The sequence below is a fragment of the Streptococcus mitis genome (genome assembly GCF_026782895.1).
In the GTDB taxonomy this organism is placed as follows: domain Bacteria; phylum Bacillota; class Bacilli; order Lactobacillales; family Streptococcaceae; genus Streptococcus; species Streptococcus mitis_CB.
This window is the reverse complement of sequence record NZ_JAKUXJ010000007.1, coordinates 41,229-61,857: the sequence shown is the minus strand read 5'-3', so window position 1 is coordinate 61,857 and position 20,629 is coordinate 41,229. Positions and strand designations below refer to the sequence as shown.

The 20,629-nt window shown below is 37.7% G+C and carries 23 protein-coding genes; 18 read left to right on the top strand and 5 right to left on the bottom strand.

The window, feature by feature from the left end; all coding sequences use genetic code 11:
• The first annotated feature begins 324 nt into the window (after positions 1–324).
• A complete protein-coding gene (locus MK480_RS09035; protein ID WP_153210494.1) occupies positions 325–1,131 on the top strand; it encodes a hypothetical protein in 807 nt (268 codons plus the stop codon).
• A gap of 217 nt (positions 1,132–1,348) precedes the next feature.
• Positions 1,349–2,596, top strand: a complete 1,248-nt coding sequence (locus tag MK480_RS09030) for a toxic anion resistance protein (RefSeq protein ID WP_023947569.1) — start codon at positions 1,349–1,351, stop codon at positions 2,594–2,596.
• Positions 2,597–2,909: 313 nt separating this feature from the next.
• Here MK480_RS09030 and MK480_RS09025 read toward each other — a convergent pair whose 3' ends face one another.
• The 4 genes from MK480_RS09025 to rpmF form a co-directional block, all read right to left on the bottom strand.
• Positions 2,910–3,131, bottom strand: coding sequence for a hypothetical protein (locus MK480_RS09025; RefSeq protein ID WP_023947571.1), 222 nt, complete (start codon positions 3,129–3,131; stop codon positions 2,910–2,912).
• 141 nt (positions 3,132–3,272) lie between these two features.
• On the bottom strand, positions 3,273–4,142 hold the full coding sequence (locus MK480_RS09020; RefSeq protein ID WP_023947573.1) for a DUF2971 domain-containing protein: 870 nt from the start codon (positions 4,140–4,142) through the stop codon (positions 3,273–3,275).
• A 329-nt stretch (positions 4,143–4,471) separates the two neighbouring features.
• Complete coding sequence (gene rpmG, locus MK480_RS09015; protein WP_001265622.1) at positions 4,472–4,621, bottom strand: 50S ribosomal protein L33; 150 nt, start codon at positions 4,619–4,621, stop codon at positions 4,472–4,474.
• Between the two features lie 15 nt (positions 4,622–4,636).
• A complete protein-coding gene (gene rpmF, locus MK480_RS09010) occupies positions 4,637–4,819 on the bottom strand; it encodes a 50S ribosomal protein L32 (RefSeq protein WP_000290417.1) in 183 nt (60 codons plus the stop codon).
• Positions 4,820–5,135: 316 nt separating this feature from the next.
• Between rpmF and MK480_RS09005 the strand changes: the two genes are divergently transcribed.
• The 6 genes from MK480_RS09005 (at position 5,136) to ilvD (ending at position 12,537) form a co-directional block, all read left to right on the top strand.
• Positions 5,136–7,166: a BglG family transcription antiterminator gene (locus tag MK480_RS09005; protein ID WP_023947575.1), complete on the top strand. Its 2,031-nt coding sequence runs from the start codon at positions 5,136–5,138 to the stop codon at positions 7,164–7,166.
• Between the two features lie 3 nt (positions 7,167–7,169).
• A complete protein-coding gene (locus MK480_RS09000) occupies positions 7,170–7,454 on the top strand; it encodes a PTS sugar transporter subunit IIB (protein WP_000912476.1) in 285 nt (94 codons plus the stop codon).
• A 12-nt stretch (positions 7,455–7,466) separates the two neighbouring features.
• Positions 7,467–8,813 (top strand): PTS ascorbate transporter subunit IIC, encoded by a 1,347-nt coding sequence (locus MK480_RS08995; RefSeq protein ID WP_024056492.1) that lies wholly within the window; start codon positions 7,467–7,469, stop codon positions 8,811–8,813.
• A 3-nt stretch (positions 8,814–8,816) separates the two neighbouring features.
• Entirely contained in the window at positions 8,817–9,674 is an 858-nt protein-coding gene (locus MK480_RS08990; RefSeq protein ID WP_261011414.1) for a transketolase, read from the top strand.
• Entirely contained in the window at positions 9,671–10,603 is a 933-nt protein-coding gene (locus MK480_RS08985; RefSeq protein WP_112444836.1) for a transketolase family protein, read from the top strand. The genes MK480_RS08990 and MK480_RS08985 overlap by 4 nt, the downstream gene beginning before the upstream one ends.
• 230 nt (positions 10,604–10,833) lie before the next feature.
• Positions 10,834–12,537 carry a dihydroxy-acid dehydratase gene (ilvD, locus tag MK480_RS08980; RefSeq protein ID WP_000137346.1) on the top strand — a complete coding sequence of 568 codons (1,704 nt, stop codon included), beginning with the start codon at positions 10,834–10,836 and terminating at the stop codon, positions 12,535–12,537.
• Positions 12,538–12,597: 60 nt separating this feature from the next.
• Here ilvD and MK480_RS08975 read toward each other — a convergent pair whose 3' ends face one another.
• Positions 12,598–12,939 (bottom strand): metal-sulfur cluster assembly factor, encoded by a 342-nt coding sequence (locus MK480_RS08975; protein ID WP_001206380.1) that lies wholly within the window; start codon positions 12,937–12,939, stop codon positions 12,598–12,600.
• Between the two features lie 124 nt (positions 12,940–13,063).
• Between MK480_RS08975 and rgg the strand changes: the two genes are divergently transcribed.
• The 10 genes from rgg (at position 13,064) to MK480_RS08925 (ending at position 20,617) form a co-directional block, all read left to right on the top strand.
• Positions 13,064–13,915, top strand: a complete 852-nt coding sequence (gene rgg / locus MK480_RS08970; protein ID WP_000434953.1) for a quorum-sensing system transcriptional regulator Rgg — start codon at positions 13,064–13,066, stop codon at positions 13,913–13,915.
• Positions 13,916–14,112: 197 nt separating this feature from the next.
• On the top strand, positions 14,113–15,360 hold the full coding sequence (locus MK480_RS08965) for an MFS transporter (RefSeq protein ID WP_268707554.1): 1,248 nt from the start codon (positions 14,113–14,115) through the stop codon (positions 15,358–15,360).
• A gap of 182 nt (positions 15,361–15,542) precedes the next feature.
• Positions 15,543–16,823: a histidine--tRNA ligase gene (hisS, locus tag MK480_RS08960; RefSeq protein ID WP_101776924.1), complete on the top strand. Its 1,281-nt coding sequence runs from the start codon at positions 15,543–15,545 to the stop codon at positions 16,821–16,823.
• Positions 16,823–17,287 (top strand): hypothetical protein, encoded by a 465-nt coding sequence (locus MK480_RS08955; protein ID WP_268707553.1) that lies wholly within the window; start codon positions 16,823–16,825, stop codon positions 17,285–17,287. The genes hisS and MK480_RS08955 overlap by 1 nt, the downstream gene beginning before the upstream one ends.
• Positions 17,288–17,296: 9 nt before the next feature.
• Entirely contained in the window at positions 17,297–17,503 is a 207-nt protein-coding gene (locus MK480_RS08950; protein WP_001176233.1) for a helix-turn-helix transcriptional regulator, read from the top strand.
• Positions 17,503–17,700, top strand: a complete 198-nt coding sequence (locus MK480_RS08945) for a hypothetical protein (RefSeq protein ID WP_033682914.1) — start codon at positions 17,503–17,505, stop codon at positions 17,698–17,700. The genes MK480_RS08950 and MK480_RS08945 overlap by 1 nt, the downstream gene beginning before the upstream one ends.
• A complete protein-coding gene (locus tag MK480_RS08940) occupies positions 17,697–18,440 on the top strand; it encodes a DUF3169 family protein (protein WP_268707552.1) in 744 nt (247 codons plus the stop codon). The genes MK480_RS08945 and MK480_RS08940 overlap by 4 nt, the downstream gene beginning before the upstream one ends.
• Positions 18,441–18,450: 10 nt before the next feature.
• Positions 18,451–19,275, top strand: a complete 825-nt coding sequence (locus tag MK480_RS08935; protein ID WP_000621680.1) for an ABC transporter ATP-binding protein — start codon at positions 18,451–18,453, stop codon at positions 19,273–19,275.
• Complete coding sequence (locus MK480_RS08930; protein ID WP_268707551.1) at positions 19,268–19,966, top strand: ABC transporter permease; 699 nt, start codon at positions 19,268–19,270, stop codon at positions 19,964–19,966. Before MK480_RS08935 ends, MK480_RS08930 begins: the two co-directional genes overlap by 8 nt.
• Positions 19,967–19,975: 9 nt before the next feature.
• Complete coding sequence (locus MK480_RS08925; RefSeq protein ID WP_084947273.1) at positions 19,976–20,617, top strand: CPBP family intramembrane glutamic endopeptidase; 642 nt, start codon at positions 19,976–19,978, stop codon at positions 20,615–20,617.
• Positions 20,618–20,629 lie beyond the last annotated feature (12 nt).

The window sequence follows — 20,629 nt, the reverse complement described above, 5'->3', positions numbered from 1 at the left end:
GAGCCCCGACAGTCCTGCCTATCCTTGAAAGTCAATCAGCCCTTAGCTACGAATCTAAGGGCTTTTTGCTTTGCCTTAAAAGCTTGATTTCTGAGTTTATATAGAGATTTGCCAGTAAGGTTATTTGTGTATCTAAGTCTATGCTAAATTCACCAATCTTATAACACTGAAGCCTGTGGTTTGAATCCATTCCACTGAAATTAACACACGCGCTACTAGCCTCCATTCTACAGCAAAGAAATCAACTCTTTTCTAGGGGATTTCCTCCCTCATTTTGCTCTTTTGTGCTAAAATAGACTTATAAATTGAAAATAAGGAATGTTTATGAAATCGGGTAATGGTTTTTGGAAAGGCTGTCTCTATTTTTGGGGCTTCTTGTTCTTGTTGGGACTCTTGGTTCAATATGCTCTGCCGCTTGCGGCTTGTGTCCTACTGGGTTATGGCGGTTACCGTCTCTACAAACGTTGGCGCTATCCTCTTTTGCAGGATGCTTCTCTAGACGATCGGATTGAGCTTTTAAAAGCTCGGATTCGTCAGGCGGACAAAGATATTCAGACCTTAGAGGGAATTTTAGTGGAAAAAGGCTCAGAGTCTTATAAGAGTCTGGCCAATCAAGTATTGATCGAACTGAGGGAAATCCATCAGGAGGCGGATCGTCTCAAGTCCTATATCGATGCTGATGTCTACAACCGTATTGATAAAAAGATTCGTACAGTAAGGGCAAACATCGATGTTCAGCTAGAACGTTTGGATAGAGAGAGTCAGGTAGATCTTGAGAATGCAGAGCCAGAGGAATTAGCTCCAGAATTGTCCCAGACCTTAGCCAATATTGCCATTGACCATCAAGCCATTTTAGACAAGATTGCTACCTCTGCTGAGGGTGATAAGGAAGAATTGACTGCCATCCATACTTTGAAGATGGAGAAATTTCAAACGATTTTAGAAGGCTATTTAAAGATTAAGGCCAATCCTAAAAACTATAATCGGGCAGAAGAACGCTTGCAACAAGCTAAAGCAGCCATCGAACAATTTGACCTTGAGCTGGACCAAGTCTTGAGAGAACTCAATGAAACAGATATGCGTGATTTTGATATCAGTCTGCGCATTCTCGAAAAAGATCGTAAAGAATAGGTTATACTCTTCGAGAATCTCTTCAAATCACGTCAGCTTCGCCTTGGATTATATATGTAACTGACTCCGTCAGTCTTATCTACAACCTCAAAGCAGTGCTTTGAGCTGACTTCGTCAGTTCTATCCACAACCTCAAAACAGTGTTTTGAGCAACCTGCGGCTAGCTTTTTAGTTTGTTCTTTGATTTTCATTGAGTATTAGAAATAAAGGAGTAACCATGACAGAATTTAATTTTGATATTGACCAGATTGCCAATAATACGGTAGCTAAGGTGGATAAGACAACCCAAATCATCGAGACCAATACTGGATCAGATAAAACCTTGACTTTCCTTGAAAAGTTGAGCCCTGAGCAGCAAGAAGGAATCAAGGCGCACGTGCCCCAGTTGGTAGACCAGTTTGTCACCAATCAAAATGCTCTTTTAGATTTTGGCCAATCTGCTGTCGAAGGTGTGAACAATACGGTCAATCGTATCTTGTCAGAACAAAAGAAACTGCAGATTCCCCAAGTGGATGACTTACTCAAGAATACCAACCGTGAGCTGCAAGGCTTTGTAGTCAAATACAAGAACGCTGAAATTGCTGAGCTGGAAGAAAAGCCAAACTTTTTGCAACGCTTGTTTAACAAGAGCAAGAATACCTTACAGGAATTTTACTTTGATTCAAAAACAGTAGAGCAAAAACTCGATGGCATGGCTGCCGCAGTGGTCAAGCAAGAAGATGTGCTAGCTCGAAATATCGTCTCTGCTGAGATGTTGATTGAGGACAATACCAAATCTATTGAAAATCTAGTGGGAGTGATTTCCTTTATCGAAGCTAGCCAGACCGAAGCTGGCAATCGCGCTACAGAACTGAAAGCTCAAGCTGACCAACTCGATACAAGTACGGTAGAATACCAAACTAAGTCACAAGAATTGGCCCGCATGGCTGAAGTGGTCAATACCCTCGAACAACAGCACACCGAGTATGTCAGCCGACTCTATGTTGCCTGGGCAACAACACCTCAGATGCGCAATCTTGTGAAGGTATCATCTGATATGCGCCAAAAATTGGGCATGCTTCGTCGCAATACGATTCCAACAATGAAGCTTTCCATTGCCCAACTTGGTATTTTGCAACAATCCATGAAATCAGGTGTCGTGGCAGATGCCATTGTCAATGCCAACAATGCTGCTCTTCAGATGCTGGCTGAAACTAGCAAGGAAGTGATTCCGCAGATGGAGAGAATTGCTCAAAGCCCGACAGTCGCTGTCGAGTCTGTTACCCAACTGGCTGAAAGTCTGGTTGCACAAAACCAAGGTATCGTCGCAGCTATTGAATTGGGACGCCAGAAACGTGCCCAACTAGAAACAACCATCGTCAAGTCCGCAGAAATGATTAACGATTCTGTCAAACTACGCGATGAAAAAATTGTCCAAGCTCTTCTAGACCAAGGCAAGGCAGCCCAGAAAGAAGTACAAGAATAATAAACAAGTCCCCTGTAATGTAGATTTGCAGGGGATTTTGGATTTTTCTATATATTCGAACCTTTAATTTATTTCATAAATAATGTGGTCATTCGAATGATGTTTATTGCAATGTACTGAAATTAATAAAAAGAAAAAACAAGATTGTTAAACTCAGTAATAATGCATTTGCATAGTGTACTGCCCCATTAATAGCAAAAGAATTGATATTTGAATAATTAGGTTCATTCTTACTCTTTCGATTATCTACCTGACCATCGCTATCAAGCTTCTCTAATTTATCTTTATAACCTTTATACTCAATTAAAACCGGTCAATAATCTGTGTGCTTATCTTGTAGTAATAATTTTGCATCGGGACGATTCCCACCTTTACCACCATTCTTTGAAGCATACTCCAATAATGCCTTATCGATTTCAGAATTTAATGTTTCTTGTTCTAATTGATAATCTAAATCATAAGATTTCAACAGACCATTGACTAAATCAGCCACCATAGGCTCAACCGACTGAATTTTTGCTTTCCCTCTTGCCATTTGCGGGAACTCCTATCGTATTGTTAAAGTATACATTTTTTCTATTATATCATGTTTAAGCACTAATTAAACATGTATTTATAAACTTAAAAATATAAAACCAGTATCAATAGTGATACTGGTTTAAAAATTTTTAAAGTATTACCTATAACTAGCCCTAGATTTTTTTACTATTATTTTTTTTCCTATTATCTTATTAATAATATTACTAACATCATTTTCGCTTAATGAGCATTTAGGACCTATATATATTTTTTTAATTGCTGACGGGTCAAAATCTAATTTAACAAACTCGGTAATATCATTATTACCGGTGACTCTAAAATCAGAATTTAATTTAATTGGACTCCATTCATCTTCAAAAGCATGATATTTGTCAAGAACGTTTTCAAATTTCAAATCATCACAATAAATAAGTCGAACTTCTTTTTCTTCTTTAAAAGCTGGATTTTTATACTTTGCAAGTTCTGGGATTAACTCATGTAAAAAAACCTCCAGTTGTTCATCTTTTTTGATAATATTATTTTCATTTATTACCGTGCCTATAGTATCAGCAGTTTTTAACACATCATATTCTTTATTCTCGTAAACTACATCATTAGTATAAATTACTTCTTTAAGAAGTATATTCGGTGCGACACTCAATTTATTCAAATCAAAACCTATAGAAACCCCCGTCCCATCTTCAGCGTAGGCTCTCCATTGACTCAATAAGTCTGGGTTTTTTGAAAAACAGCTAATGTATATACTTCTCTGTCCTCTAGAATCTAATTTTTCCATAAATTCTTCAAAAGTAAAATCTAAATGTGAACGAGATTTCATCTTTTCAAAAATTGAATCTGGTAAATCGAATTCTTGTCTATTTAAAGCACGAGCTTCATTATTTAATTTCTCAAGATACCATTTTATTTCTAAACTATCATTCATCTTTAATGGATCCGAAAGATAAACTTGCTTATTCTTAATAATATTTAAAAATGTACTTAAAGAGCAATAATAATAACCAAGCATGAGTAATTCCCTCCATCAGTCTTAGTGTTTTTATTATGATATCATATATTTGTTTTGAAATCAATCTTAAGAGTAGACAAATATTTTTTACATAATTAATATCCTTGTCAAACTCCTTGAATTTTTTATAGACTATCTGATATTTTTCTTAAACAACACAAAAACGCTCTAGACAATGTGATTAGAGCGCTTTCTATATATTCGAACCTCTAATTTATTTCATAAATAATGTAGTCATTCGAATGATGTTTATTGTAATGTACTGAAATTAACAAAAAGAAAAAACGCATATTATGCGTTTTTCTTCTGTATTGATTCGTATTGAATGCTTACTTAACTTCTGTAAACACAACGTGTTTGCGAAGTTTTGGTGAGTATTTCTTCAATTGAAGACGGTCTGGAGTGTTACGTTTGTTTTTAGAAGTAAGGTACAAGCGTTCACCAGATTCTTTGTGTTCAAGTGTAATATTTACGCGCATGGTATCTCCCTTCTATTATTCAGCTGATGCAGCTTTAGCGATTTTACGTCCTTTGTAGTATCCTTTAAGTGATACACGGTGAGAACGTGAGTAATCTCCAGTAGTTTCGTCAAAGTTCACAGATGGAGCTGTTACTTTGTAGTGTGTACGACGTTTGTTTTTCTTCGCTTTTGAAGTGCGACGTGCAGGTACTGCCATTTTGATTTCTCCTTTAGGTATTTATATTCGATTCAATCTACTGATTTTCATCAACCATACTAGGATAACACATTTTTTTTGTAAAGTAAAGTTACTTGACAAAAAAAGATGAAAAAATTAGAAGATATTACTCAGTTGATATTACTAAAACCTAAATGATATCACTTTGTTTTTAAAAGTCAATAGAAAGTTGAAAAATAATTACTAAAAAGTTTCAGCCCAATAATTACTTGTAGTAGGTGAGATTATATTGTGCTGAAATACTCTTTTATTCTTATAACTTTTACACTATAATTGTAGTTAGAAAGGGAGAGAAATGTTTGATTATAGAGCACTAGTTATTTTGATGACTTTGATGGATCATTGTGAGCTATCATTATATGAATTATCTGTTAAGGTGAGCTTACCTATAAAGGAAGTCAAAGAAGGAATAGATTATTTAGTGCCTTATCTAGCTAATAAAGGGATAGTGCTGGATAAAAAACAAGGTCGCTATAGTTTATCAAATCGTACGAAGCAGTCTTTGACAGATATTATTAAGTCGGATGAATTGGTTTTACCAAAGTCGACTCGCTTAGCATTAATCTATCTTTACACTTTTTGCCGATTAGATTTTATATCGAATAATCATTACCAAGACTTTTTGAAAGTAAGTAAGAATACAACCTTATCTGATATTCAATCATTAAGAAAGATTATGTTAGATAATGATTTGGAGCTAGGGTACAGTAGAGCAAAAGGTTATACTTTACACGGCTCAGAGTGGAATAAGCACCGTTTAGCTTTTCAAATGGTTAGTGAGTTGCTGGAATCCTCCATAGGGATTTGGGGGTTGGATTATGTTTTATCCAGTTGGGGGTATTCATTAACTTATGATTTGATTGATCAGGTAGTTAAAGATTATTATGAAAAGCTACAGATAGTACCTATTGTTAATCAATTAAAAGTTTGCCTTTTCGGTTTAGTATTCATTATATGTAGGTATCAAAGGGATGTTGAAAGAGTATGTCTTTCAGAGACATTAGTATCTCCTATTATTCAAGATATAACGACTATTTTATTAGATACAGTAGTTGATTTGGGAATTATAGATACGGTATTTTCAGAGGATGATTATCGCTATGTCACAGTTTTATTATCAAGTTGCTTTGAAGGTGAAGTAGATGTTGCTCCGGTTTACTTTAATCAATTAACAGAGGCTATTATAAGTAGAATGGAAGATATTTCTTTGTTACATTTTAAACAAAGAGAAGTATTGAGAGAAAATCTTCGCCGCCACCTTATACCGGCTTACTATAGATTAAAGTTCGGCTTACCTAGCTCAAATGAATATGTGTTGCATGTTAAAGAACATTATCCTGATTTATTTGAACTAGTAAAAGATTCTTTGACTCCCTTGATGGACGCTATTGACAAGCCCATACCTGATAGTGAAACAGCATATTTTGTTATCCATTTTGGAGGATATTTAAAGAAAGCAGACAATTTGCCTCAAAAATGTTATAAAGCAGCAATTATCTGTCCTAATGGAATTAGTTCTTCATTGATGATAAAAGAGAATCTATTAGCATTATTCCCTCAAATTGAGTTTATAGGAACCTCAAAGATTGATGATTTATATGCGAAAACTAGTAGTGACTATGATATGGTTTTTTCTACTATAAAGGTGGATACAGAGAAGCCAAATTATCTAGTTTCTGTTATGATGACGGAAGAACAAACAACACAGTTAGTTGAATTGGTATCAAAAGATTTCCCAGATACAGGTTATCGAGATATTGAGCTTAATCAGATAATTAGCATAGTAAGACGATATAGTGTAATCACACAAGAATTAGAGTTAAAATTAGCATTAAAGAGGTATCTCTATCAAGAAATGAACAGAAAGGAAGTGTTACCATTGTTAGAAGAATTAATTACAAAAGAAACTTATCAGGTTAGTTCGGAAAAATTAGGATGGAAGGAGGCAATTCGTTTAGCAGCTAAACCGCTTTTGGATCAACATAAGATAACTGAGAACTACCCTGAGGCAATGATTCAAAAAGTAGAAGAGTTTGGGCCTTTTATTAATTTAGGGAAGGGAGTAGCAATTCCTCACGCTCGGCCAGATGAAGGTGTGAATGAAATAGGAATGTCAATGTTAGTTTTGGAAGAACCGATTTATTTATTGGATAATCCAGAACAAGAGGTAAGATTGTTGATTTGTATTGCAGCTATTGATAATGAGAGTCATTTAAAGGCTTTGTCACATTTAACAACAATTTTAAGAGATAAAAATCATGTTCAAACTTTAATATCATCAAAAAACTATGATGACATTGAAATGATAATTAAACAGGAGGATTAGATAATGTTAAAAATTGGTACAGCTTGTGGTTCAGGATTAGGTTCAAGTTTTATGGTACAGATGAATATTGAATCTGTATTGAGTGATTTGAATGTTTCAGATGTAGAAGTTGAACACTATGATTTAGGTGGAGCAGATCCAAATGCAGCTGATATTTGGATTGTTGGTCGTGATTTAGCTGATTCAGCTAGTCATCTTGGAGATGTTCGTATCTTAAATAGTATTATTGATATGGATGAACTACGAGAATTAATTACTAAACTTTGTGAAGAAAAAGGACTTATTTAGGAGGCTAGCGTCATGATGAAGTTCATATTGGATATTGTTAGTACACCAGCTATTTTAGTAGCTTTAATTGCAATCTTAGGATTAGTTCTTCAGAAGAAGAAATTACCTGATATTATTAAAGGTGGAATTAAGACCTTTGTTGGTTTCTTAGTTGTATCTGGTGGTGCAGGAATTGTACAAAATTCTTTGAATCCATTTGGTACCATGTTTGAACATGCTTTTCATTTATCTGGAGTTGTACCGAATAATGAAGCAATTGTAGCTGTAGCTTTAACCACATATGGCTCAGCTACTGCAATGATTATGTTTGCAGGTATGGTATTCAATATCTTAATTGCTCGTTTTACTCGATTCAAATATATCTTTTTAACAGGGCACCACACTCTATATATGGCGTGTATGATTGCGGTCATTTTATCAGTTGCTGGCTTTACAAGTTTGCCTCTTATCTTACTAGGAGGATTAGCACTTGGTATTATTATGAGTGTTTCCCCGGCATTTGTGCAAAAATATATGGTTCAATTAACTGGAAATGACAAGGTGGCTTTAGGTCATTTCAGTTCTTTGGGATATTGGTTAAGTGGTTTCACTGGTAGCCTTATCGGTGACAAATCAAAATCAACAGAGGACATTAAATTCCCAAAGAGTTTAGCTTTTTTACGTGATAGTACTGTTAGTATTACTTTATCTATGGCAGTTATTTACATTATTGTAGCTATCTTTGCAGGGTCAGAATATATAGAAAAAGAAATCAGTAATGGTACAAGTGGTCTAGTTTATGCTTTACAATTAGCAGGTCAATTTGCAGCAGGTGTATTTGTTATTTTAGCAGGTGTTCGCCTTATTTTGGGTGAAATTGTTCCAGCCTTTAAAGGTATTTCAGAGCGTCTTGTACCTAATTCAAAACCTGCTTTGGATTGTCCGATTGTTTATACTTATGCACCTAATGCAGTCCTAATTGGATTTATCTCTAGTTTTGTTGGTGGTTTAGTAAGTATGGCAATTATGATTGCTTCAGGAACGGTTGTCATCTTACCAGGCGTTGTGCCTCATTTCTTCTGTGGAGCGACTGCAGGTGTCATTGGGAATGCATCTGGTGGTGTTCGTGGAGCCACTATTGGAGCATTTTTACAAGGTATTTTAATTAGTTTTCTTCCAGTCTTTTTAATGCCAGTTTTGGGAGGACTTGGTTTCCAAGGGTCAACTTTCTCAGATGCAGATTTTGGTCTATCAGGAATTATTTTAGGAATGTTGAATCAATTTGGCTCACAAGCAGGCATTGTTATTGGTCTTGTTCTTATTCTAGCAGTTATGTTTGGAGTATCCTTTATTAAAAAGCCATCTGCAAAGGAGGAATAAGGGATGATTTTAAGTGAAAATAGAGAAGATGAGTTAAGAAAATTTGCAACAAAAATCCGATTAAATACTCTTAGAACATTGAATCATCTTGGATTCGGCCATTATGGAGGGAGTCTGTCTATAGTAGAAGTTTTAGCAGTGCTTTATGGTGAAATAATGCCGATGACTCCAGAAATATTTGCGTCACGAGATAGAGATTATTTTGTTTTATCCAAGGGACATGCTGGACCAGCTTTGTACAGCACACTCTATTTGAATGGTTTCTTTGACAAAGAATTCTTACATTCTTTAAATACAAATGGAACCAAATTACCGTCCCATCCTGATAGAAATCTAACGCCGGGCATAGATATGACAACTGGCTCTTTAGGACAGGGAATTAGTGTTGCAACCGGGCTTGCATATGGTCAGAGAATAAGAAAAAGTCCCTTTTATACCTATGCTATTGTTGGAGATGGTGAGTTAAATGAGGGACAATGTTGGGAGGCTATACAGTTTGCTTCTCATCAACAGTTATCTAATTTAATTGTATTTGTAGACGATAACAAAAAACAATTAGATGGTTTTACAAAGGATATTTGTAATCCAGGTGATTTTGTAGAAAAATTCTCAGCATTTGGATTTGAATCCATTAGGGTCAATGGTTCAGATATTAGAGAAATTTATGAAGGGATTGTCCGATTAAAACAGTCAAATGATTCATCCCCTAAGTGTATTGTATTAGATACTACTAAAGGTCAAGGAGTTCGAGAGCTGGAAGAAATGAAATCCAATCATCATCTTCGCCCTACTGTAGAGGAGAGACAAATGTTAACTTCAGTTGTAGAAAGATTAAGTCAGGAATTGGAGGAAACAGAATGATGAGAAGTACGAAAGAATTACGACATGTGTATAGAGATTTCCTTCTAGAGGCTAACCAAAGTTATTCTGATATAGTAGTTTTAGAAGCAGATTTGTCAAGTTCTATGGCTACTAATAATCTTGAAAAGGACTTTGGAGACCGTTATGTGAATGTTGGGATCATGGAAGCAGAAATGGTCGGGCTTGCAGCAGGTTTATCTATTCAGGGGTTTAGACCTTATCTTCATACATTTGGCCCTTTTGCTTCACGAAGAGTATTTGATCAATTATTTATTTCTCTTGGATACGCACAATTGGATGCCACTGTGATTGGATCAGATGCAGGAGTAACTGCAGAAATGAATGGTGGGACACATATGCCATTTGAAGAAATTGGATTGTTACGTTTAATTCCTAAATCAATCATTTTCGAAGCAACTGATGATATCCAATTTCGTGAAATCTTGAACCAGACATTAGACTTAAAAGGACTAAAATATATTCGAACAATTAGAAAAGCTCCAGAGGCTGTATATCAAGGTGGAGAAGATTTTTCTAAAGGCTACATTGAGTTAAGACACGGTGAAGATGTTGTAATAGTTGCTTCTGGCATAATGGTTGCTCCAAGTATTCGAGTTGCGGATGAACTGTCTAAATTAGGTTATTCAGTAGGTGTGATAGATTTATTTAGAATCAAACCGATACCAGAACAGATAAAAACAATGTTAAGCGGAAAAACTATATTTACTGTAGAAAACCACAATCAGATAGGTGGAATTGGCAGTGCTTTATGTGAATTATTCTCTGATGATGGAATAACAAAAATTCATCGGATGGGTGTTCAAGAAAGATTCGGTCAAGTAGGGAAAATGGATTATCTTCTTAATGAATATGGTTTGAGTGAATCGAATATAAAAGAGAAAGTTCTAGAGTTTTATAATGCAAGATAGATGTTAAATACACTTATCTGAAAGAACTTCTGTAAAAATTACATTACGTTATTTAAAGCAAGCGGATTAAAAGCATATTCTGGTAATCAGAAAGTGCCCTGATCCGCTTTGTTGTTTTTAATTTAAAATGTTTATATGTGTATAGAATTTTCTGAAAATTCAAGAATTTTCTTCTGTTCATTGCCTTTAAAATGTGCTATAATAGTAAAAACTGAAATGGGAGGGATAAGATGACTGAATTAGATAAACGTCACCGCAGTAGCATTTATGATAGTATGGTTAAATCACCAAACCGTGCCATGCTTCGTGCGACTGGTATGACAGATAAGGACTTTGAAACACCGATTGTGGGGGTTATTTCGACTTGGGCGGAAAATACACCATGTAACATTCACTTGCATGATTTTGGGAAATTAGCTAAAGAAGGTGTAAAATCAGCAGGTGCTTGGCCTGTGCAGTTTGGGACAATTACCGTAGCGGACGGAATTGCTATGGGAACGCCAGGTATGCGTTTCTCTCTAACATCTCGTGATATCATCGCGGACTCAATCGAAGCGGCGATGGGGGGCCACAATGTGGATGCCTTTGTTGCTATCGGTGGCTGTGATAAGAACATGCCTGGTTCTATGATTGCCATTGCCAATATGGATATCCCAGCTATTTTCGCCTATGGTGGAACTATTGCACCGGGAAATCTTGATGGCAAAGACATTGACTTGGTTTCTGTTTTTGAGGGTATCGGAAAATGGAACCACGGTGATATGACGGCTGAGGACGTAAAACGTCTCGAATGTAATGCCTGCCCTGGACCTGGTGGCTGTGGTGGTATGTATACTGCTAATACCATGGCGACTGCTATTGAAGTTCTAGGTATGAGTTTGCCAGGCTCTTCATCTCACCCAGCTGAATCAGCTGACAAGAAAGAAGACATTGAAGCAGCAGGACGTGCTGTTGTTAAGATGTTGGAGCTCGGTCTCAAACCATCAGACATCTTGACTCGTGAAGCCTTTGAAGATGCCATCACTGTAACTATGGCTCTCGGTGGTTCTACAAATGCCACTCTTCACTTGCTTGCCATTGCCCATGCTGCCAATGTTGACTTGTCACTTGAGGACTTCAATACGATCCAAGAGCGTGTGCCTCACTTGGCCGACTTGAAACCATCTGGTCAGTATGTCTTCCAAGACCTCTATGAAGTCGGTGGTGTGCCTGCGGTTATGAGATACCTCTTGGCAAATGGTTTCCTTCATGGAGACCGCATTACATGTACTGGTAAGACTGTAGCTGAAAACTTGGCTGACTTTGCAGACCTTACACCAGGTCAAAAAGTTATCATGCCACTTGAAAATCCAAAACGTGCAGACGGTCCGCTTATCATCTTGAACGGGAACCTTGCCCCTGATGGTGCGGTTGCTAAAGTATCAGGTGTTAAAGTGCGTCGTCACGTTGGTCCAGCTAAGGTCTTTGACTCAGAAGAAGATGCGATTCAGGCAGTTCTGACAGATGAAATCGTTGATGGCGATGTAGTTGTTGTCCGTTTCGTTGGGCCTAAGGGTGGTCCTGGTATGCCTGAGATGCTGTCACTTTCATCAATGATCGTTGGTAAAGGTCAAGGAGACAAGGTTGCCCTCTTGACAGATGGCCGTTTCTCTGGTGGTACTTATGGTCTGGTTGTTGGACATATCGCTCCTGAAGCTCAGGATGGTGGACCGATTGCCTACCTCCGTACAGGTGATATCGTTACGGTTGACCAGGATACCAAAGAAATTTCCATGGCCGTATCCGAAGAAGAACTTGAAAAACGCAAGGCAGAAACAACCTTGCCACCACTTTACAGCCGTGGTGTCCTCGGTAAATATGCCCATATCGTATCATCTGCTTCACGCGGAGCCGTGACAGACTTCTGGAATATGGACAAGTCAGGTAAAAAATAAACTTAAAAAGCAAGCCAATCTCGGCTTGCTTCTTTTCATCTTCAAAAGTGATTTACCTGCTTAACGAGGTGGCAGTCCAAGGGCGATACGGCCGTAGCGACTGATTCGTGTGATCTTCCAAGCAGGCGACCAGGTAACTTCAACCTTGACATCTTCGATACCCTCGATTTGTTTCAGTCCTGCCACGATTTCGATAGGCAGACTTTCGGCGCAATCGCAGGCAGTATCTGTGAAGGTCATGACAATCTTGCAGAGACCCGTTTCGTCCAGATTGATTTCATAAATCAGCCCTAGATTGTACACATCCAATTCCACATCTGTATCAAAAACCTTCTCTAGTTTTTCGATAATTTGGTCTTGCAAGGCTAAAGCGCGGTCATTGATTTTGATATCCTCTCTCATTACAGTCCCTCCACGTGATAAATATCCTCTATTTTCTCATAATTCTGACAATTTGGCAAGTTTTTGATGAATTTTCTGAAAAAATATGATAATATAAAGAAAATGCAGAATTAAGGGGAAGCCTATGGAGCAGATTGGAAAAGTCTTTAGACAATTACGAGAGTCAAGAAATATCTCGCTGAGACAAGCAACTGGGGGACAATTTTCGCCGTCTATGTTGTCCCGATTTGAAACAGGCCAGAGTGAGCTTTCGGTGGAAAAGTTTCTATTTGCCCTAGAAAATATATCTGCCAGTGTAGAGGAAATCCTCTTTCTGGCGAGAGGTTTTCAGTATGATACAGATTCTGAGTTGAGAAAAGAAATCATAGATGTCTTGGATCCAAAGAATATAGCTCCGCTTGAGGACTTGTATCGCAGGGAGTATCAAAAGCATGCCCATTCTCAAAATAAACAGAAACATATTCTAAATGCCATTATTATCAAGTCTTATATGAAGAGCATGGACGAAAGGGTAGAGTTAACGGCAGAGGAGGGGAAAGTCCTTCATGATTATTTGTTTTCTACCGAGATCTGGGGAATCTATGAACTCAATTTATTTTCAGTCAGTTCACCATTTCTATCTGTTTCTCTTTTCACTAGGTATGTTAGAGAAATGGTACGTAAATCTGATTTTCTAATGGAAATGTCTGGTAATCGAAACCTTTTTCACACTATACTCTTGAATGGTTTTTTAGCCAGCATTGAGTGTGAGGAATTTACCAATGCCTCTTATTTTAAACGTGTCATCAAAGAGCATTTCTACAAGGAAAATGAGACCTATTTCCGAATTGTCTATTTGTGGGCGGAAGGTCTCCTTGATAGCAAGCAAGGCAGAGTCAAGGAAGGTCAGAAAAAGATGGAAGATGCTGTCCGTATTTTTGAGATGCTTGGCTGTAACAAATCTGCTGAATACTACAGAAATACGACCGATTGTTGAATATCCGCAAACTAAGAAAATAATTTAAAATTTGAAGCGATAGAACTATTGACCTCTCTCAGGTTATCAAAGAAGTTCTATCGTTTTTTTGCTTATTTTGTGTGTTGCATATATTCAAAAGTTTTCCCTTTCAATTTCTAAGTGCTATACTATAGTCATACTTCACATAAAACTTCGAACAAGAAGGGAGATTATCTATGAAACTATTGTTTAGAAATCAAGCTTATCGACTCTTGACTTTGTCACGCTTCTTCAATGCTTTTGGTGCTTCGATTTTCAATCTGGTATTTATCGTCTATGCATCGACCTTGCCACAAGCATCTTTTGCGGTTGCTATGGCGAATATTGTCATGCTTCTTCCGACTCTCTTTACAGTTTTTGTAGGGATTCGGGCAGATTACACGAGGGACAAGGTCAAATGGATGGTCTATAGCGGTTTGTTTCAGGCAGTTTTATTTTTTCTAGCAGCTCTAGTTGTTCAGCAAGCTACTCTCTTTGCCTTTTCTAGCCTGTGTTTAATCAATGTCATTAGTGATGTCATCAGTGATTTTGCTGGTGGTTTGCGCATGCCTCTCATTAAGGAAAAAGTAGCTGAAGATGATCTGATGGAGGCTTATTCTTTTTCCCAGTTCATCACCTATATTTCAGCTATTGGTGGTCAAGCTTTTGGAGTGTGGCTCTTAGGGTTATCGGTCAATAATTTTTCTCTCGTTGCGGGAATCAATGCCTGTTTTTTCCTAGTATCAGCCGTTATCCTCTTTTTAGGAAAAAGCAAATTGAGACTGTCAATGTCATCTGCTGATGGTGAAATTCTAAAAAATGAGAAGCTTCCGATCAAAGAGCAGTTCCTAACGATTTATCGAAATTTACGTCTCGTTTTTCTTAAAGGTGGACAGAAAAACTTTGGATTCATGATCTTTGCTGTCTTGCTTATCAATGCCTTGGGTGGTTCCTTAGGGGGCATCTACAATATCTTCTTTTTGAGCCATTCTCTCTTGAATTTTTCTTACACAGAGGCATTATTTATCAGTCAAGTCGGTGCTGTAGTAGCAGTCATCATCAGTAGCCTTACGGGCAATGATTATTTTGGGAAGCAGTCCTTGCCTAGATTGATGATGTGGGTGACCGTAGGACTCAGTCTAGTTGGTCTAGCTAATGTATTCAATCAAGTCGTACTTGGTTTACTATTTCTCTGTTCAACTCTGTATGTGTCTGGTAAAGTTCAACCAAAGATTAGTGCCATGCTCATGAAAAATCTAGCTCCAGAGGTTCTAGCTCGTACCAGTAATTTTTTAGGTCTCTTGTTTACCTTATCCATACCTGTGGGAACAGCTTGTTTTTCACTAGTAGCCGTATGGAATATACAGTTGACTTGGATGCTATTTGTTGGTCTTTCCTTGTTGGCTATTCTTTTGACATGTCTTAATCTCAAAAATGATATCTAATACTCTTCGAAAATCTCTTCAAACCACGTCAGTGTCGCCTTACCGTACTCAAGTACAGCTTGCGGCTAACTTCCTAGTTTGCTTTTTGATTTTCATTGAGTATAAATCCTAATTTTTTTCTTACTGTTTTAATCCCTTTATTTATGGTAAAATAAGACTATTAAGTTTAAAGAGGATTCCCTATGAAATTACAAAAACCAAAAGGAACACAGGATATTTTACCTGCTGAGTCTGCCAAGTGGCAGTACGTTGAGGGCTTTGCCCGTGAGATTTTCAAGCGCTATAACTATGCAGAAGTGCGCACGCCTATTTTTGAGCATTACGAGGTCATCAGTCGCTCTGTCGGAGATACGACTGATATCGTAACCAAGGAAATGTACGATTTCTATGACAAGGGTGACCGTCATATCACCCTCCGTCCAGAAGGCACAGCGCCCGTTGTCCGTTCCTATGTGGAAAATAAACTCTTTGCACCAGAGGTGCAAAAGCCAAGCAAGTTCTATTACATGGGCCCTATGTTCCGCTATGAGCGTCCACAGGCAGGGCGTTTGCGCCAGTTCCACCAGATTGGTGTTGAGTGTTTTGGCTCTAGCAATCCAGCTACCGATGTGGAAACAATCGCGATGGCAGCCCATTTCTTGAAAGAAATCGGTATCCAAGGTGTCAAATTGCATCTTAACACTCTTGGAAATCCTGAGAGCCGTGCAGCCTACCGTCAAGCCTTGATCGACTATTTGACACCGCTCAAGGAGACTTTGTCTAAGGATAGCCAACGTCGTTTGGAGGAAAATCCTCTCCGTGTCTTGGACTCTAAGGAAAAAGAAGACAAGGTAGCAGTAGAGAATGCGCCGTCTATCTTGGACTTCCTTGATGAAGAAAGTCAAGCTCATTTTGATGCTGTGCGTCAGATGTTGGAAAATCTTGGAGTAGACTATATTATCGATACCAATATGGTGCGTGGTCTGGACTACTACAACCACACCATTTTCGAGTTTATCACTGAGATTGAGGGCAATGACCTGACAGTCTGTGCGGGTGGCCGTTACGATGGTTTGGTTTCTTACTTTGGAGGCCCGGAAACTGCTGGCTTTGGTTTTGGACTTGGTGTAGAGCGTTTACTTCTCATTCTTGAAAAGCAAGGTGTGGCCCTTCCTATCGAAAACGCCCTAGATGTTTATATCGCAGTCTTGGGAGAAGGAGCAAATGTCAAGGCCTTGGAGTTGGTGCAAGCCCTTCGCCAACAAGGTTTCAAAGCAGAGCGTGATTACCTCAACCGTAAGCTCAAAGCTCAGTTCAAGTCAGCCGATGTCTTTGCGGCTAAGACCCTCATCACCCTAGGAGAGAGTGAAGTCGAAAGCGGACAAGTGACGGTCAAGAACAATCAAACACGAGAAGAAGTGCAAGTGTCGCTTGAGACAATCAGCCAAAACTTCTCAGAAATCTTTGAAAAACTAGGATTTTAATGATAGATAAACTGGTCAGGAACCTACTCCTGACCTTTTTCTTTTGCAAAATGACAAAAATCATAAACTTTTTGACAAATATGCTTGTCAAAAAGAAAAAGATATGTTACAATAAATTCAAGTTAAGAGAAAAGGAGAAAGGAACGATTATGTGGGCATTAGGATTTGTACCTCTTGTGATTATGTATTATATCTACCATTCCCAAAAGGTCAAGAAACTGGAGAATAAAATCAAAAGAATTGAGCAAAAACAGAAAGGAAATAAAGAAATGTCAAGATTATTAAAAGAATTGATTGGGAAAAAACCAACAATCGTTGGACAAGTGTTTGGAACAGACAACTGGGAAGTTGTGGATGTTGATGAGGAATGGGTCAAGCTACGCCGTGTTGATAAAAAGGGAAAAGAAAAATTCAAACTACAACGCATTGAGGATATCCAAACCGTTGAATTTGACGGAAAGTAGGTGTGTAACATGCAACTAAAAAATCGTCTAAAAGAGCTGCGGGCTCGCGATGGCCTCAATCAAACCGAACTAGCCAAGCTAGCAGAGGTTTCCAGACAGACCATTAGCCTATTAGAACGGGACGAATACACCCCGTCCGTTGTGATTGCCTTGAAAATATCTCAGATTTTCAACGAAACAGTCGAATCGGTATTTCGCTTGGAGGAGGACGAGTGATGAACAAGTATAAAGTGATTTATTATGTAGTTGCCATAGCTCTATTAGTCAGCGTGTGTCTACTAATTGGAACAAATCTAGGATGGTTTGATCTCTATTACAGCGACCAATTTATTTGGGCCTATTTTGCTCTCATACCAGTCGTTGACTGGATTGAAAAGAAAGCAAACAATTTAGCAAGTGAAAAAGGAGAATGAATATGAAAAAGAAACGTGGATTGTTATTATTTTTGATGTCTATTGTCTTGGGAGTTTTCTTGTACATATTTGTAGATATGTTGAAGGCTGGTGCCGAATTTCACGGAATTATGTTAGATGTAAAAATCTTGATACCATGGATATCAGCTATTTGTTTACTGATAGGTTTCATTAGTCTTCTTTTGACTTTCAATTTCTTAAAGAAAAGCAGAAAATTTCACTCCTTGTATCAAGAGGAAATGGATGATGATCTGAATGAAACCTATTATGTGCAGATGTATCGGAATCTCGAGTTTGGAACTATTGATTTTAATAGTGCAAGCGTAGCGATTTTATTGGCTCTCTTCATTTCAGGAAGTGAAGTAATTGTACTCGATATAAGCCATATAACCTTATCCCTTTCCTTTTTGGGATTAGTATTAGTTTTAAATGCTCAAAAATATCTTTTTAAGACCATTGCGATTGTTCGTCAGTTTGATTTGGCATTTTTCTCTACACCAAAGGATGTCATGGACTTTATCAATTCTTACGATGAAGGGGAGCGCCAGGCTAATTTGGAACAGAGTTTTAGAATTTTATTCCAATTAAATCAGTATGTCTTACCAGTCTTATATATTTTTCTTTTTTTCATTTCTTGCTTGACAGGAGAAATTCAGCTACTAGCCTTCTTGCTTGTCGGAGCGATACACATTTATATCAATGTGATGCAGTTACCTATGGTAAAACGCTATTTCAAATAAAGGAGTTTCTATGATTCGTGTTGAAAATGTAAGCAAAAGTTTTGGGAGCAAAAAAGCTCTTCATCAGATTTCTTTTGAGATTAAGGAAGGTGAAATCTTTGGTTTTCTGGGCCCTTCTGGTTCAGGTAAAACAACCATGATCAATGTCTTGACAGGTCAGTTGGCTACAGATCAAGGTAAAACAGTTTTGTTAGGCAAGAATTCTCAAGATTTAACCTCAAATGATTTGGAACAAATTGGTATTGTGAGTGATGGCAGTGGTTTTTATGAAAAGATGAGTCTTTATAAAAATCTTCTCATCTACGCTAAGTTATATGGTCTCAAGTCAGATAGAGTAAATCAGGTGCTCCAACAGGTTGGATTGGCAGATGCTAAAGACATCATCGCAGAAAAACTATCTACAGGAATGAAACAACGAATGTTCTTGGCTCGTGCCCTTCTGAATGCTCCTAAGATTCTCTTTCTAGATGAGCCAACCAGTGGTTTAGACCCTACAACATCTAAGATGATTCATACCCTACTACAAGAATTAAAGCAGGCGGGGACAACTATCTTTCTGACAACGCATGATATGCATGAAGCAACTCTGCTTTGTGATCGCTTATCTCTTTTGAATAAGGGAAACTTAATAGAGTATGGAAGTCCGCAAGATATCATCCAGAAGTACCATGTGGATAAGAAAGTACGTGTGGTTTATAATGATGGACGAGAACAGATAGTTCCTTTTGAAGAATTACCACATTTAGATACGACAGATTTGATGGTGGTTCACTCTTGTGAGCCAACTTTAGAAGAAATCTTTATCAGATTGACAGGAGAAAAGTTAGATGTTTAGAAAATTAAATGCCCTACTATGGTTAAGATTACAAGTTCTTATCAGCAATTCAACTTTGTTGGCGACTCTATTGATGCCTTTTGGAATAGCTGTTCTATATAATGAATTCTTCAATAAGAATGGAGAATTGAGTATGTTTCTCCTCTCTTCGAGTTTGACGATGGTCTTGAGTATGGGAAGTGGTTATATGGTATCGATTATGATGGCAGAAGATAAGGAAAAACGCAATCTTAAATCACTCATCCTAAGTGGTGTGACAGCAACAGAATATACTTTCAGTATGCTTGTTCTCCCTATTTTGATAATGTTATTTGCTATGATTGTACTGCCCATCTATCTTAAAGTAGATCTATCAAGTTACTTATTGGCCTACGTTATCTATTTGCTCCTAGCAACGATTAGTATTATTTTTATCAACATTCTAATCGGTGCGGTATCAGATACTCAATCTAAAGCGCAAGTTTATAGTATCTTCCCTATGTTAATTGTCTCTTTTTTACCTATAATTGCTCTTCAAAATGATACGGCTCAAAAAGTGTTGGATTATTCGTTCATCGGTCCTATTGTAAATCTTTTAAATAAAAAAGGTGGAGAGATATCTTTTTCTAACATCGGTATGTTACTTGCCTGGGTACTTGTGTTAGGAATAGCGAACCTCTTTGTATTGAAAAACAGCTATAAAGCAAGATAGGAGATTTATATGAAACTACTTAAAAACCTTGGCTGGTTTCTTCTAGCCATTCTATCCTTTGTGTTTATCTATGGTACCGTTCAGAGTGGGGCTGTAGAAGCTTTGAATCTAGGCGCTTCACCCTATGCTACTACCTTGCTTTATGTGGCCTTGGCTGGAGTATATGTGTACGTCATTTATAAATGGTATCAGAAAGGTCCTGTTCATATTGAGAAGAGTGGCTTCAACCGATTTATTTGGCTTCCTGCTCTGGTTTGGTTCTTATCTCTGCTTGTCCAGTTTTTCTTGCCAGATGATCCTTCGGTAAATCAACAAATGGCGACAGACTTGACCTTGGCTCAGCCACTCTTCTCCTTCTTTGCGGTCGTTATTTTTGCTCCTTTGACGGAAGAACTTATCTTTAGAGGGATGTTAGCACGCTACCTCTTTCCTAAGCAGGACAATAGTAAACAAACTCTAATTTTTCTTCTGGTAACTAGTGTTCTGTTTGCCTTGATTCATTTCCCAGGAGATGTGCAACAATTTTTAGTCTATACTAGTCTTGGTTTTAGCTTGGGCTTGGCTTATATTAGCAGAAAAGGTCTGGTCTACAGTATTTCTCTCCACGCTTTGAATAATTTAGTCAGCTTTTTGATGATTCTCATGCTATAATAGAGTCAGGAG

Coding starts and splice junctions, on each gene's coding strand:
- MK480_RS09035 (WP_153210494.1), top strand. CDS start 325: ATGAAATCGGGTAATGGTTTTTGGAAAGGCTGTCTCTATTTTTGGGGC.
- MK480_RS09030 (WP_023947569.1), top strand. CDS start 1,349: ATGACAGAATTTAATTTTGATATTGACCAGATTGCCAATAATACGGTA.
- MK480_RS09025 (WP_023947571.1), bottom strand. CDS start 3,131: ATGGCAAGAGGGAAAGCAAAAATTCAGTCGGTTGAGCCTATGGTGGCT.
- MK480_RS09020 (WP_023947573.1), bottom strand. CDS start 4,142: ATGCTTGGTTATTATTATTGCTCTTTAAGTACATTTTTAAATATTATT.
- rpmG (WP_001265622.1), bottom strand. CDS start 4,621: ATGCGCGTAAATATTACACTTGAACACAAAGAATCTGGTGAACGCTTG.
- rpmF (WP_000290417.1), bottom strand. CDS start 4,819: ATGGCAGTACCTGCACGTCGCACTTCAAAAGCGAAGAAAAACAAACGT.
- MK480_RS09005 (WP_023947575.1), top strand. CDS start 5,136: ATGTTTGATTATAGAGCACTAGTTATTTTGATGACTTTGATGGATCAT.
- MK480_RS09000 (WP_000912476.1), top strand. CDS start 7,170: ATGTTAAAAATTGGTACAGCTTGTGGTTCAGGATTAGGTTCAAGTTTT.
- MK480_RS08995 (WP_024056492.1), top strand. CDS start 7,467: ATGATGAAGTTCATATTGGATATTGTTAGTACACCAGCTATTTTAGTA.
- MK480_RS08990 (WP_261011414.1), top strand. CDS start 8,817: ATGATTTTAAGTGAAAATAGAGAAGATGAGTTAAGAAAATTTGCAACA.
- MK480_RS08985 (WP_112444836.1), top strand. CDS start 9,671: ATGATGAGAAGTACGAAAGAATTACGACATGTGTATAGAGATTTCCTT.
- ilvD (WP_000137346.1), top strand. CDS start 10,834: ATGACTGAATTAGATAAACGTCACCGCAGTAGCATTTATGATAGTATG.
- MK480_RS08975 (WP_001206380.1), bottom strand. CDS start 12,939: ATGAGAGAGGATATCAAAATCAATGACCGCGCTTTAGCCTTGCAAGAC.
- rgg (WP_000434953.1), top strand. CDS start 13,064: ATGGAGCAGATTGGAAAAGTCTTTAGACAATTACGAGAGTCAAGAAAT.
- MK480_RS08965 (WP_268707554.1), top strand. CDS start 14,113: ATGAAACTATTGTTTAGAAATCAAGCTTATCGACTCTTGACTTTGTCA.
- hisS (WP_101776924.1), top strand. CDS start 15,543: ATGAAATTACAAAAACCAAAAGGAACACAGGATATTTTACCTGCTGAG.
- MK480_RS08955 (WP_268707553.1), top strand. CDS start 16,823: ATGATAGATAAACTGGTCAGGAACCTACTCCTGACCTTTTTCTTTTGC.
- MK480_RS08950 (WP_001176233.1), top strand. CDS start 17,297: ATGCAACTAAAAAATCGTCTAAAAGAGCTGCGGGCTCGCGATGGCCTC.
- MK480_RS08945 (WP_033682914.1), top strand. CDS start 17,503: ATGAACAAGTATAAAGTGATTTATTATGTAGTTGCCATAGCTCTATTA.
- MK480_RS08940 (WP_268707552.1), top strand. CDS start 17,697: ATGAATATGAAAAAGAAACGTGGATTGTTATTATTTTTGATGTCTATT.
- MK480_RS08935 (WP_000621680.1), top strand. CDS start 18,451: ATGATTCGTGTTGAAAATGTAAGCAAAAGTTTTGGGAGCAAAAAAGCT.
- MK480_RS08930 (WP_268707551.1), top strand. CDS start 19,268: ATGTTTAGAAAATTAAATGCCCTACTATGGTTAAGATTACAAGTTCTT.
- MK480_RS08925 (WP_084947273.1), top strand. CDS start 19,976: ATGAAACTACTTAAAAACCTTGGCTGGTTTCTTCTAGCCATTCTATCC.